Here is a 12,797-nt window from a genome sequence, read left to right on the forward strand (position 1 = left end):
CTGGCATGAGTGACGAAGTCGAAGGCATGACCATTGCACTGACACCGGTGCAGATGGCCGGCGTTCTGGGCGGGCAGGACGTGCCCGAATCCGCGAGCCTGAGCAACCGGCTCTGGGGTACCGTCGGGCTGGTGGGCGGCGTCGTGGAACTGGTGGGCGCCGGCGTACTTTGCCTCGCGCCCGAGCCCACCATGGTGACCAAGGCCGGCTGCGTGGTGCTGGGCGTGCACGGCTTCGACACCCTCGCCACCTCGGGCCGCCAGGTCTGGACGGGCACTCCGCAGCGCACTGCCACCGCAGTCACCGCCAGCTCGGCGGCGGAGGCCCTGGGCGCCTCGCGTGAAACGGCTGACGGTATCGGGCTTGCGGTCGATGTGGCGGTTCCCTTGGTCGTGGCCGCGGGGCTCGGAGCCGCCCGCATCGTTGCCGTGACGCGCGGCGGCCGCATTCGCCTGGCCGAGCATGAAGCCGCCGCGGGATCGAGGCTCGGCGGGCACACCATGGCGCGGCACGTCGGCCAGACCGACGCGCAACTGCTGGCCAGGGTGCGAACCGCCACCCGGCCGGGCCCGAAGGCGGTGTCTACCTTTGCCGACCTGGCCACGGCGGAACGCGCGATCACCGAAACCCTGCGCGCCAATGCAGCCGCGGTGCAAGCCTGGTCACGCAGTGCGGCCGCGGGCAGCAAGTCGCCGGAGCTGGAGCACGTGCTGGGCTACGTGGTGGGGCGGGGCGTGCAGTTCGGCAGCACGGCCGTCAACGACCTCTCCGGCGTGCGCATCATCCTGAAGATGGAAAGCTACAACGGCAAGCCGTTCTACATCCTGACGGCGTATCCGATCTGAGCTCCGAGGCCCTGCGCTAAGGAAACGAAGGCGCCTCGCCCGTGGTCCACACGTCGGCCCCGAATTCCTTTGCAAGCTGGGCCACGATCTTCACGGTGCGCTCGCGCAGCGGTGCGATGCGGGCCTGCAGGCCCGCCCTGGGCAGCGCCACGGCCATGCCGGGGTCATCGTCGGCCTCGGGATCGCTTTGGCGGATGTAGAGCGTGCCGTTGCGGGCCCAGACCTCCACGGCCCAGCCCTGGTCCTGGTCGTCGTAAATCATGCCTTGGTCGTTGCCGGCTATTGCGGCAAGAAAATGGTCCATCGTGGCAAAGGTGTCATACCAGGGGAACGACAGCTCAACGCCGGCTTCTTCATTGTCCAGCTGCAGATCCATCCAGAAGTAGTGCCGCACCTGGCTGAGCGTGAGCGCGTGGCGCCGGGCGGCCGCAACCACCTGTGCGTAGTACGCGGCAAGCTCCGCCTCGTGCCCGATCACCTCGCGGGTGCGCGCCAGCAAACGCTCGGCGCGCGGAAACCCGGGCAAGGCGAGCGGTTCGGCCGGGCCCCCCGACACGGGACGGAACTCGTCCTGCAAATGAAAAGCGATCTCGGGCTCCAGCGAGTCGATCGGCTTGGCATGGGCGAACCAGGATTCCAATTGCACGCTCCTCTGAATGGTCGGTCGTACGATGTTAGCTCGCCATGCATCGATGCGAACGACGCCTTGATCGAGACCGTCCGGCGCTCAGCGCGCCTCCACCGTGGTGAGCAGCGGCGATTCGAACATCGCCACCGGAGAGATCACCGGCTCGTCCATCGGCACGTTGTCGCCATAGCGCTCGCGCATCTTGGCGCGCACCGCGGGGTCGCCCAGGTTGAAGCTGCGGATCTTCTGCAGCTCGCCGATGCGCACGCCCAATGCGCGCTGGTAGAGCTTCCACACGAGTTCGGAGCAGTAGATGCGCTGGTCCGACCATTCGAAGGTCAGGTCGTAGGGGCGGCCTTCGTAGTCGGCGGAGCCCGCGTGCAGCCGGGCCACGGCGGCAGGCGTCAGCAGTGCATCGGCATTGCGCAGCCGCTTGGCCACGTAGTGACCGCCGTCGCCGCGCGCCGTCCGCTGGGCGAGCGGCGTGTAGCGCACGGTCGACACCGCCTCGAACACATAGGGCTTGCCGCCGCGCAGCAGCACGATGCCCATGTGGCTGTAGCGCGAGCCGGTGGCACGCTGCACTGCCAGGCTCTGGGCGGAGCGCGAGGTGTGAAAGACGATGTCGCCGTCTTTCAGCGCGGCATCGGCCGGCGCGGCAGCCAGGCAGAGCAGGGCGGACAACAGCAGGGCTGCCGCGGGGAGTCGGGTCTTCTTCTTGTTCATGTGCGGGGCATTGTGACAAGGCTTGCCTGTTGCGCCCGCACGCGCCATCATCCGCGGCATGCAAACCGTCGCTTCCATCCTGTGGCGCAGGCTCGATGCACCGGGCCATGACGCCTGCCGCCTCGAACGCAACGCCACCGCATGGCAGCTCGACGGCGCCGCCGTGTTCCGTCTTGAAGACCGCCGCATTGCGCAACTGCACTACCGTGTGCGCTGCGACCTGCACTGGCACGCGCAATGGGGCACCGTGCGCGGGTGGCTCGGCGCAGACGCGGTCGATCTGTCGATTGCCCGAGACGCGCGCGGGCACTGGAAACTCAACGACGAAGCGGTGCCGGACCTTTCGCATTGCGTGGACCTCGACCTTGGCTTTACGCCAGCCACCAACCTGCTGCAATTGCGCCGGCTCAATCTTGCACAAGGCGAAGGGGCCGATGCGCCGGCGGCCTGGGTCGACCTGGAGGGCGGCGTGCTGAGCGAGCTGGTGCAGCGCTACGAACGCACCGCGAGCGATGAATACGCCTACGACGCGAAGCGCTTCGACTACGCGGCAACGCTGAGCGTCACCTCCGATTGCTTCGTGCGCGACTACCCCGGTCTCTGGATCGCCGAAGAGTAGCGCCGCGCGCGGGGCGGCGGGTCAGTGGTCGTAGTGCAGGTAGGCCGCCTGCCGCGGCAGGCGCAGGCTCACCAGGAACGCGATCACCATCATCGCGCTCACGTACCAGAAGAACGCCGATTCGTGCCCCAGCGACTTGAGGCCCAGCGCCACGTATTCGGCCGAGCCGCCGAAGATGGCGTTGGCCACCGCATAGGCCAGCCCCACGCCCAGCGCGCGCACTTCGGGCGGAAACATCTCCGCCTTCACGATGCCGCTGATCGAGGTGTAGAAGCTCACGATCGCCAGCGCGACGACGATCAGCACGAAGGCCACCACCGGGTTGGTGGTGTGCTGCAGCGCCGTGAGAATCGGCACCGTGGCCAGCGCGCCGAGCCCGCCGAACAGCAGCATGTTGTTGCGCCGCCCGATGCGGTCCGACAGCGCGCCGAACACCGGCTGCATGCACATGTAGACGAAGAGCGCGCCGGTCATCACGTAGCTTGCCGTCTTGATCGGCAGGTGCACCGTGTTCACCAGGTACTTCTGCATGTAGGTGGTAAAGGTATAGAAGATGAGCGAGCCGCCGGCCGTGTACCCCAGCACCGTGAGGAAAGCCGGCGTGTGGTGCTTGAACAGCCCGGCGATGCTGCCGGCCTCCTTGTTGGCCTTGGCCTCGGCGCTCTGGGTTTCGTGCAGCGTGCGGCGCAGCAGCAGCGCCACCACGGCGGCCACAGCGCCCACCACGAACGGAATGCGCCAGCCCCAGGCCTTGAGCTCGGCCTCGGTGAGCAGCTGTTCGAGCACCACGATCACCAGCACCGCGAGCAGCTGCCCGCCGATCAGCGTGACGTACTGGAACGACGAGAAGAAGCCGCGCTGCCCGCGCAGCGCCACCTCGCTCATGTAGGTGGCGGTGGTGCCGTATTCGCCGCCCACCGAAAGGCCCTGGAACAGCCGGCACACCAGCAGCAGGAAGGGCGCCCATGCGCCGATCTGCGCATAGGTCGGCAGGAAAGCGATGACCAGCGAGCCGCCGCACATCATCGTGACGGAGATCAGCATCGAGGTCTTGCGCCCGATCTTGTCAGCAATGCGGCCGAAGAGCCAGCCGCCGATGGGCCGCATCAGGAAGCCGGCCGCGAACACGCCCGCGGTGTTCAGCAGCTGCACCGTCGGGTCCGACTTGGGAAAGAAGGCCGACGCGAAGTACAGCGCCGAAAAAGCGTACACGTAGAAGTCGAACCACTCGACCAGGTTGCCCGACGAGGCCGCCATGATCGAGAAGACGCGGTGGCGCTTTTCTTCGGCCGTGTAGTGGTGGGGCGGGGATGCGGAGGCCGAATGGCCGTCCGTGACAGGCGTGACTGCGCTCATGATGGGTTTTGCCGCCCGTGCGGGGCGATGTTGTTGGAAGCAACAATTTTCCGCACGCACGCATTTGCGCGCTGTCAGCCAGCGCCGCAAGCCTGCCGCCCGAGGGGGCTTAGAAGGTGCCCGGCAGCAGGATGCCCGAATCCACGTTCTCGATATTGGTGTGGCCGCAAAAGGCCATGGTGATGTCGAGTTCCTTGTGGATGATCTGCAGCGCGCGCGTGACGCCGGCTTGCCCGTAGGCGCCCAGGCCATAGAGAAAGCTGCGGCCGATGAGCGTGCCGCGGGCGCCGAGCGCGCGGGCCTTGAGCACGTCTTGTCCGCTGCGGATGCCGCCGTCCATCCACACTTCGATGTTGCTGCCGACTGCATCGACGATGGCGGGCAGCGCCGAGATGGAAGAGGGCGCGCCGTCGAGCTGGCGCCCGCCGTGATTGGAGACGATGAGCGCATCGGCGCCGCTGTTGGCGGCCAGACGCGCGTCTTCCTCGTCCATGATGCCCTTGAGAATCAGCTTGCCGCCCCAGCGCTTCTTGATCCACTCCACGTCGGCCCAGCTCAGCGCCGGGTCGAACTGCTCGGCCGTCCACGACGACAGCGACGACAGGTCTTTCACGCCCTTGGCGTGGCCCGCGATGTTGCCGAAGGTGCGGCGCCTGGTGCCAAGCATGCCCAGGCACCAGTGCGGCTTGGTCGCCAGGTTGATCATGTTGGCGATGGTCGGCTTGGGCGGCGTCGAGAGGCCGTTCTTGATGTCCTTGTGGCGCTGGCCGAGGATCTGCAGGTCGAGCGTGAGCTGCAGTGCCGACACGTTCGCCGCGCGGGCGCGCTCGATCAGCCGCTCGATGAAGTCGCGGTCCTTCATTACGTAGAGCTGAAACCAGAATGGGTGCCGGCCGGTGTTTTCCGCAATGTCTTCCAGCGAGCAGATGCTCATGGTCGACAGCGTGAACGGAATGCCGAAAGCCTTGGCCGCGCGCGCACCGAGGATCTCGCCGTCTGCGTGCTGCATGCCGGTGAGGCCGGTGGGCGCAATCGCCACCGGCATGGCCACCTCCTGGCCGATCATGGTGGAGCGCGTGGAGCGGCCCTCCATGTTCACCGCCACGCGCTGGCGCAGCTTGATCTTCTGGAAGTCGCTCTCGTTGGCGCGGTAGGTGCCCTCGGTCCATGCGCCGGAGTCGGCGTAGTCATAGAACATTTTCGGCACGCGCCGCTTGGCGACCACCCGCAGGTCTTCGATGCAGGTGATCTTGGAAAGGTCGGGCACGGGGAGTCTCCTGGGTGGTCTCTGTTTTTCGATCGCGCGAGCGGGGATTATGGGCAAGCTCCGCCGCGGGCCGAGTGTGGCGTCCAAAACGGACTCGGACCTGAAAAATACCCAGGCCGGACCTGAAAAGAATTCAGTCAGTCGCGCAGCGCCTGCCGCAACCATTCGACGAAAGTTGCGCACTCCCAGCGTTCCATCGCCCCCGGCCGCCAGCACAGGAAGTAGGCGTTGGGCGAGGGCACGCTCTCTGCCGAAAGCCGCACGAGGCGCCCGTTCTCCAGCCACGCGCTGCCGAGCTTCAGGTGCATCAGCACCACGCCGAAGTCTTCGGCCGCCGCATCGAGCGCCAGGCCCAGGTCGTTGAACTGGTGGCCTGTGGCCGGCTCCGGCAAGCCGATGCCGCGGGCCTTGAACCAGGTGCGCCACGACTCGAGCGGCGTGCGCAGCAGCTGCACGCGCGAGACCTCGGCATCGGTTGCAAAGCCGTAGAATGGCCCGTGGCGCTGCAGGTACGCCGGGCTGCAGGCAGGCGCGACGTCGTCGGCCAGCAATTGGCAGAACTCGCGATCGTGAAAAGGCCCGGTGCCGAAGCGCAGTTCCAGGTCGGCCTCTTCGGCCGTCATGTTGCGCACCGGCATGGTCACCTGCAGCATCAGTTCGATGTTCGGATAGGCGTCGCGAAACCGCGCGAGCCGGGGCAGCAGCATCTGGCGGGAGAACGTGGGCGTCACCGCCACCCGCAGCCGCCGCACTTGCGATGCGGGCTCGCGGCCGGGCACCTGCTGCAGCGCCGCAATGGCCTCGCGCACGCGGGCCAGGTAGGCCACGCCGTCGGCGCTCAGACCGAAGTCGTTGCCTGAAAAAAGCTTGAGATCGAGCAGCGTTTCGAGCTGGCGGATGCGGTGGCTCACTGCGCTGGGGGTGACGCTGAGCTCTTCCGCCGCGAGGTTCACGCTGCGCAGGCGCGCCACGGCCTCGAAAGCCTGCAGGCCCTGCGTCGAGGGAAGTCGCGTCGAAGCCATGTGTGTTGTCGTGTCCGGAACGGATGTTATCGAGTCGTGGACGGTGCGCACGCGACAACCAGCGCCTCGAGCAGCCGGCGCAGATCGTCCACGGCTTCGCGCGCCAGGGCCGGGCCGCCCATCTGCGCCTTGACGATGGCGCCGTCCACCCCCAGTGCGGCAGCCTGCGCGAGCGCCATGCGCGACGCAGCGCCGGCAGGCAGCAGGCCCGCGATGACCTCGGCCATCTCGCGCTTGTGTTCGCGCGCGCGCTCGGCGGCGCCTTGCACGCTGCCGCCCACCTCGGCCACCGAGTTGATGAACGCGCAGCCCCTGAAGACCGGGTCGGCGAACCATTCGGCCATGACCTCGGGCAGCAGCAGCAAGGCCCCCGCATTGCCTGCACGTTCATGCGCGCCGCGCCGGCCGAGCGCATCGACGAACCATGCCATCCACCGCGCATGGCGGTGATCGAGAAACTCGCGCACCAGGTCGTCCTTGGATGGAAAGTGCCGGTAGAAGGTGACCTTGGTCACGCCCGATGCCGCAATGACGCGGTCGATGCCCGTGGCACGAATGCCGTCGGCATAGAAGAGGTCGTGCGCGGTGTGCAGGATGCGCTCACGCGCGGGCAGTCCAGAGATGTCCATGGCCGTATTGTAGGCATGTAGACAGGTCTGTCTACGTGTGGCACATTGCGGGCGTTCGCAATCCCTTCTTCCCTTTTTCATTCACCGAAAGATCGCCATGGAATCCCGCCCCCCGCTGCCGCCCTTCACCCTTGAAACCGCAACCAGGAAAGTGCAGGCCGCCGAAGACGCCTGGAACACGCGAGACCCGGTCCGTGTGAGCCTGGCCTACACGCCCGACACCGAATGGCGCAACCGCGCCGACTTCGTCAACGGCCGCGGACAGGTGGTGCAATTTCTCACCCGCAAGTGGGAGCGCGAGCACGACTATCGCCTGAAGAAAACGCTCTGGGCCTTCATGGACAACCGCATTGCCGTGCGCTTCGAGTACGAGTGGCACGACGCGGCGGGGCAGTGGTTTCGCAGCCACGGCAATGAGAACTGGGAGTTCGCCGAGAACGGCCTGATGCAGCGGCGCTACGCGAGCATCAACGACCAGCCGATTTCCGAATCGGAGCGCAAGTTCCGCTGGGAACGCTGAGCGCCCAACTGCCGACGCACCCTCACCCCAACCCTCTCCCCCAGGGGAGAGGGAGCAAGTAACCAGGAACGTTTGTTGCTTGCTTTTGGTGCATGGAAACGCCCGTACTCAACCCAACCGCCAGCCACCCGCTGTGGCAGCACCAGTTGGGGTTGCTGCTCGAGTCGACAGGCGAGGGCATCTTCGGCATCGACCTGGACGGCCATTGCATGTTCATCAACCGGGCCGGCGCACAGATGCTGGGCCACGAGGCGCGCGACGTGATCGGCAGCAACATGCACGAGCTCACACACCATTCGCACCCTGACGGCTCGCACTACGCCGACACGGACTGTCCCATCTTCAACGCCTTTCGCCGCGGCCTGCCGTGCCGCATCGACACCGAGGTGTTCTGGCGCCGCGACGGCAGCGCCTTTGCGGTGGAGTATTCGAGCCACCCCATCATGGACGGCGCGCAGGTGCGCGGCGCCGTCATCACCTTCGTCGACATCACCGAGCGCCGCCGCCAGGCCGAGGCGCTGCAGCAGGCCAAGGACGAGCTCGGCGTGCGCGTGCAGGAGCGCACGCGCGAGCTCAGCGATGCGTTGGTGCAGTTGCGGGAGCTCTCGGCCTGGCTCGACAAGGTGCGTGAGGACGAACGCACCCGCATCGCGCGCGAAGTGCACGACGAGCTGGGCAGCCTTCTGGTGGCGCTGAAGATGGACGTCAACTGGATCGGCAGGCGCCTGGGCGAACAGCAGGAGCGCGCACCCGACGCAGCGCAGGCGATGCGCGAGCAGATGCGCGGCAAGTGCGGCAACATGAGCCAGCTGATCGAGCGCGCGGTCGACAACGTGGGCCGCATCATCACCGACCTGCGCCCGAGCATCCTCGACCACCAGGGCTTGTGGGCCGCGCTCGAATGGCAGGCGCATGAGTTCGTGCAGTCGGCCGAGCTCGCGCTGCAGTGGCACTTCGACGTGCCGGCGGGCGTGGAGCTCCCCGAGCCGGCGGCCATGGCGGTGTTCCGCATCTTCCAGGAAATGCTCAGCAACGTCGGGCGCCATGCGAAGGCACGCAGCCTCGACATCCGCATCGATGTCCAACAGCAGCAGTTGCGCATCAGCGTGCGCGATGACGGCATCGGCGCGCCGGCGCAGGCCTTCGAGGCGGCCACCGCCTATGGTGTGCTCGGCATGCGGGAGCGTGCGCGGCATTTCGGCGGGCGCATCGAGATCGAAAGCCATGTGGGCGAGGGCAGCACTTTCCGCCTGCATCTGCCGTTGCCGGTGTAGGCTTCACGAGATGAACGACATCCGCGTGCTCATCGGCGACGACCACCGCATCGTGCGCGAGGGCCTCAAGCAGATGCTCGGCGACCTTTCCAATGGACTGCCCTCGATGACGGTGCGTGCCGAGGCGCAGACAGGGCCCGAAGTGCTGGCCGCCGTGCAGGAACTCGGCGGCCCTGAGGGCCTGGACGTGGTGCTTCTCGACATTGCGATGCCCGGCCGGGACGGGCTCGATGTGCTGCAGGCCCTGCGCAAGGACTGGCCCACGCTCCCGGTGCTGATGCTCAGCACCTACCCCGAAAAGCAGTACGCGGTGCGCTGCATCAAGCTGGGCGCCTCGGGCTACTTGAACAAGAGCGCAGACGCCGACGACATGGTGGGTGCGGTGCGCAAGGTGGCGGCAGGCGGCCTTTATGTATCGGCCGCCACGGCCGAAGCGCTGGCTGCGGCTGTGGGCCGCAACGCGGGCAACGGCACGGAACAGCTCTCGCACCGCGAGCACCAGGTGTACCGCCTGCTCAGCGCCGGGCGCAGCGTGAGCGAAATTGGTGCGCAGCTTGGCCTGGCGCCCAACACCGTGAGCACTTACCGTGCGCGCATTCTCGAAAAGACCGGCACCAAGAACGACGTGGAGCTTGCGCTGTATGCCGAGCGCCACGGCAAAGCGGCTCCGGCTGCCTGAAAACGAAGCCGGTGGGCACCGGCGTGTAGTGCTGCCCCTACAAAGCCTCGACAACACCTGCACGATCTGCGGTCCATAGGCCTTTCGGCCTCGCGTCCGGCCCGCGCCTTGCATCGTGGCATGCATCTTTTCACCGAGGTGCACCACCATGTCCAGCCCATCCGATTCGACCGCCTGCGATCTCTATGACGCCGACCGGCCACTGAACATGCACTGCGCCTGCGGCCGCAACCATGGCCGCGGGGCGGAGATCGACGTCAGCCCCGACGACAAGCTCGAGGCCAGCCTCATGAAGGCGCTGTTCCCCGTCGACAGCGTGCGCCGTAACTTCTTGCGGGCCGTGGGCGCCAACACCGCGCGCGCCGCCATCGCGTCGGTGCTGCCATTGGGTGCGCTGCAGGCCATGGCGCAAGACAAGGCGCCGCTCGAGAAGACCAATCTCAAGATCGGCTTCATTCCCATTACCTGCGCCACGCCGCTCATCATGGCGCACCCGCTGGGCTTCTATCAGAAGCAGGGGCTCAACGTGGAAGTGGTCAAGACGGCCGGCTGGGCGCTCATTCGAGACAAGATGCTCAACAAGGAATACGACGCCACGCATTTCCTGTCGCCCATGCCGCTGGCCATTTCGATGGGCGCGGGCTCCAACCAGGTGGCGATGAATGTCGCCACCATCCAGAACACCAACGGCCAGGCCATCACGCTGGCCAACAAGCACAAGGACAAGCGCGACCCGAAGATGTGGAAGGGCATGAAGTTTGCCGTGCCCTTCGAGTACAGCATGCACAACTTCCTGTTGCGCTACTACGTGGCCGAGGCCGGCCTGAACCCCGACACCGACATCCAGATCCGCGTGGTGCCGCCGCCCGAGATGGTGGCCAACCTGCGCGCCGGCAACATCGACGGCTACCTGGGTCCCGACCCTTTCAACCAGCGCGCCGTGTTCGAGGAAATCGGCTTCCTGCATCTGCTGACCAAGGACCTTTGGAACGGCCACCCGTGCTGCGCCTTCGGCACCTCGACCGAGTTCATCGAGAAGAACCCCAACACCTTTGCCGCGCTGGTGCGCTCGGTGCTCACCGCATCCGCCATGGCGCGCGACCCGAAGAACCGCGAACTCATCGCCAAGGTGATTGCGCCCGCGCAGTACCTGAACCAGCCCGAGACGGTGATCAACCAGGTGCTCACCGGCAAGTTTGCCGACGGCCTGGGCAACATCCGCACCGTGCCCGACCGCGCCGACTTCGACCCGATTCCGTGGCAGTCGATGGCCGTGTGGATGCTCACGCAGATGAAGCGCTGGGGCTATGTGAAGGGCGACGTCAACTACAAGCAGATCGCGGAGAAGGTGTTCCTGCTGACCGACGCCAAGAAGCGCATGAAGGAACTCGGCCAGAGCGCGCCCGATGGCGCCTACCCCAAGTTCACCATCATGGGCAAGGTGTTCGACCCCGCCAAGCCCGACGACTACGTCAAGAGCTTTGCCATCAGCAAGATGGCCTGAGCCATGAACGGCAAGAAGAACCTGTCGCTCAAGGCGGCGCTGGTGTCGCTCCTGATGTTCCTGTTGCTCGTGGGCGCGTGGCAGCTGGCCACCATGCCGGCCGCCGGCAACGGCGCCCCCGCCGGCATGACTGCCGAGCAGATCGAATACCAGAAGATGCTCGGCAAGGACCCGGGAGGGCAGGTCAAGAGCTCAGGCTTCCCGACGCCAGCGGAAATGGCCGTGACCGCGTGGAAGCATCTCTCGAATCCCTTCTACGACAACGGGCCGAACGACAAGGGCATTGCCGTCCAGCTGGCGTATTCGCTCGGGCGCGTGGGCCTGGGCTTTCTGCTGGCCTGCGCGGTCGCGGTGCCGCTCGGCTTTGCCATCGGCATGTCGCCGCTGCTGCACAAGGCCTTCGATCCGTTCATCCAGGTGCTCAAGCCCATCTCGCCGCTCGCGTGGATGCCGCTTGCGCTCTACACCATCAAGGACTCGTCGGTCAGCGGCATCTTCGTGATCTTCATCTGCTCGGTGTGGCCGATGCTGCTCAATACCGCCTTCGGCGTGGCCTCGGTCAAGCGCGAATGGCTCAATGTGGCCAGTACGCTCGAAGTGAAGCCGCTGCGCCGTGCGTTCCGCGTGATATTGCCCGCGGCTGCGCCCACCATTCTCACGGGCATGCGCATCAGCATGAGCATTGCGTGGCTCGTCATCGTGGCGGCTGAAATGCTGGTGGGCGGCACGGGCATCGGCTATTTCGTGTGGAACGAGTGGAACAACCTCTCGCTCACCAACGTGATCTTCGCGATTCTGGTGATCGGCGTCGTCGGCATGCTGCTGGACCAGGCCTTTGCCGGACTGCAGCGAAAGGTGACCTATGTGGAGTGATCGATCGGCACAAGGCGCCCTCATGACAGCTGTTCCCAACCCATCGTCCGCTACCAGCGGCTTCCTGCGCATCGAGGGGCTTGCCAAAGCCTTCGCGCCCGCGCGGCCGGTGTTCGCCAACGTGTCGTTCACGCTCGATCGCGGCGAGTTCGTCTGCATCATCGGCCACTCGGGCTGCGGCAAGACCACCATCCTCAATGTGCTGGCCGGGCTCGACCAGGCCAGCGCCGGCCACGTGTTCATGGACGGCCGCGAGGTGGCCGGCCCGGGCCTGGAGCGCGGCGTGGTGTTCCAGAGCCACGCGCTCATGCCGTGGCTTACCGTGCGCAAGAACATCGCCTTTGCCGTGAGCTCGCGCTGGCCCGACTGGTCGGCCTCGCAGGTCGATGTACAGGTGCGGCGCTTCGTGGCGATGGTTGGCCTGGAAGCCGCCATCGACAAGAAGCCATCGCAGCTTTCGGGGGGCATGAAGCAGCGCGTGGGCATTGCGCGCGCCTTTGCCATCCAGCCCAAGATGCTGCTGCTCGACGAGCCCTTCGGCGCGCTCGATGCCCTCACGCGCGGCACCATCCAGGACGAGCTGATGGCCATCGTGCGCCAGACGCAGCAAACCGTCTTCATGATCACGCACGACGTGGACGAAGCCATCCTGCTGGCCGACCGCATCCTGCTGATGACCAACGGCTCCGAGCAGCCCGGTGGCGGCTGGCGCCCCGGCAACATCGCCGAGACCGTGGTCAACCCGCTGCCGCGCGAGCGCACGCGCGCCTCGCTGCATCACCTCGACGGCTACTACGCGCTGCGCAACCACATCGTCGACTTTCTCGTCACGCGCGCCAAGGCGTCGTGAGTTTC

At 66.4% G+C, this 12,797-nt stretch carries 14 protein-coding genes; 8 read left to right on the forward strand and 6 right to left on the reverse strand.

Going from position 1 to position 12,797, the window contains the following annotated elements:
• The first annotated feature begins 5 nt into the window (after positions 1-5).
• Positions 6-845, forward strand: coding sequence for an RNase A-like domain-containing protein (locus V9K97_RS06420; RefSeq protein WP_337317061.1), 840 nt, complete (start codon positions 6-8; stop codon positions 843-845).
• 16 nt (positions 846-861) lie between these two features.
• Here V9K97_RS06420 and V9K97_RS06425 read toward each other — a convergent pair whose 3' ends face one another.
• Together V9K97_RS06425 and V9K97_RS06430 are read right to left on the reverse strand one after the other, a co-directional pair.
• Positions 862-1,485: a hypothetical protein gene (locus V9K97_RS06425; protein WP_337317063.1), complete on the reverse strand. Its 624-nt coding sequence runs from the start codon at positions 1,483-1,485 to the stop codon at positions 862-864.
• An 87-nt stretch (positions 1,486-1,572) separates the two neighbouring features.
• Positions 1,573-2,199, reverse strand: a complete 627-nt coding sequence (locus V9K97_RS06430; protein ID WP_337317065.1) for a YiiX family permuted papain-like enzyme — start codon at positions 2,197-2,199, stop codon at positions 1,573-1,575.
• A gap of 58 nt (positions 2,200-2,257) precedes the next feature.
• Between V9K97_RS06430 and V9K97_RS06435 the strand changes: the two genes are divergently transcribed.
• Positions 2,258-2,818 carry a putative glycolipid-binding domain-containing protein gene (locus V9K97_RS06435; protein ID WP_337317067.1) on the forward strand — a complete coding sequence of 187 codons (561 nt, stop codon included), beginning with the start codon at positions 2,258-2,260 and terminating at the stop codon, positions 2,816-2,818.
• Between the two features lie 21 nt (positions 2,819-2,839).
• Here V9K97_RS06435 and V9K97_RS06440 read toward each other — a convergent pair whose 3' ends face one another.
• The 4 genes from V9K97_RS06440 to V9K97_RS06455 all read right to left on the reverse strand — a co-directional run bounded on the left by V9K97_RS06440 (position 2,840) and on the right by V9K97_RS06455 (position 7,092).
• Positions 2,840-4,174 carry an MFS family transporter gene (locus V9K97_RS06440; RefSeq protein WP_337317069.1) on the reverse strand — a complete coding sequence of 445 codons (1,335 nt, stop codon included), beginning with the start codon at positions 4,172-4,174 and terminating at the stop codon, positions 2,840-2,842.
• A gap of 109 nt (positions 4,175-4,283) precedes the next feature.
• The gene (locus V9K97_RS06445; protein WP_337317071.1) at positions 4,284-5,441 is read right to left on the reverse strand and encodes an alpha-hydroxy acid oxidase; all 1,158 of its coding nucleotides are present in this window, start codon (positions 5,439-5,441) and stop codon (positions 4,284-4,286) included.
• A 137-nt stretch (positions 5,442-5,578) separates the two neighbouring features.
• Positions 5,579-6,463, reverse strand: a complete 885-nt coding sequence (locus V9K97_RS06450) for a LysR substrate-binding domain-containing protein (protein ID WP_337317073.1) — start codon at positions 6,461-6,463, stop codon at positions 5,579-5,581.
• 26 nt (positions 6,464-6,489) lie between these two features.
• Positions 6,490-7,092: a TetR/AcrR family transcriptional regulator gene (locus tag V9K97_RS06455; protein WP_337317075.1), complete on the reverse strand. Its 603-nt coding sequence runs from the start codon at positions 7,090-7,092 to the stop codon at positions 6,490-6,492.
• 97 nt (positions 7,093-7,189) lie between these two features.
• On the opposite strand from V9K97_RS06455, the gene V9K97_RS06460 reads away from it, so the two are divergent.
• From V9K97_RS06460 to V9K97_RS06485, 6 genes are all read left to right on the forward strand, one after another.
• Positions 7,190-7,612, forward strand: a complete 423-nt coding sequence (locus V9K97_RS06460; protein ID WP_337317077.1) for a nuclear transport factor 2 family protein — start codon at positions 7,190-7,192, stop codon at positions 7,610-7,612.
• A 92-nt stretch (positions 7,613-7,704) separates the two neighbouring features.
• Positions 7,705-8,886 carry a sensor histidine kinase gene (locus V9K97_RS06465; protein ID WP_337317079.1) on the forward strand — a complete coding sequence of 394 codons (1,182 nt, stop codon included), beginning with the start codon at positions 7,705-7,707 and terminating at the stop codon, positions 8,884-8,886.
• A gap of 10 nt (positions 8,887-8,896) precedes the next feature.
• Positions 8,897-9,565, forward strand: coding sequence for a response regulator transcription factor (locus V9K97_RS06470; RefSeq protein WP_337317081.1), 669 nt, complete (start codon positions 8,897-8,899; stop codon positions 9,563-9,565).
• Positions 9,566-9,713: 148 nt separating this feature from the next.
• Positions 9,714-11,069: a CmpA/NrtA family ABC transporter substrate-binding protein gene (locus tag V9K97_RS06475; RefSeq protein ID WP_337317083.1), complete on the forward strand. Its 1,356-nt coding sequence runs from the start codon at positions 9,714-9,716 to the stop codon at positions 11,067-11,069.
• A gap of 3 nt (positions 11,070-11,072) precedes the next feature.
• Positions 11,073-11,942 carry a nitrate ABC transporter permease gene (ntrB, locus tag V9K97_RS06480; RefSeq protein WP_337317085.1) on the forward strand — a complete coding sequence of 290 codons (870 nt, stop codon included), beginning with the start codon at positions 11,073-11,075 and terminating at the stop codon, positions 11,940-11,942.
• Between the two features lie 22 nt (positions 11,943-11,964).
• Positions 11,965-12,792: an ABC transporter ATP-binding protein gene (locus V9K97_RS06485; protein ID WP_337317087.1), complete on the forward strand. Its 828-nt coding sequence runs from the start codon at positions 11,965-11,967 to the stop codon at positions 12,790-12,792.
• Positions 12,793-12,797 lie beyond the last annotated feature (5 nt).

The sequence above is a fragment of the Variovorax sp. CCNWLW186 genome (assembly GCF_037203865.1).
Taxonomy (GTDB): Bacteria; Pseudomonadota; Gammaproteobacteria; order Burkholderiales; family Burkholderiaceae_C; genus Variovorax.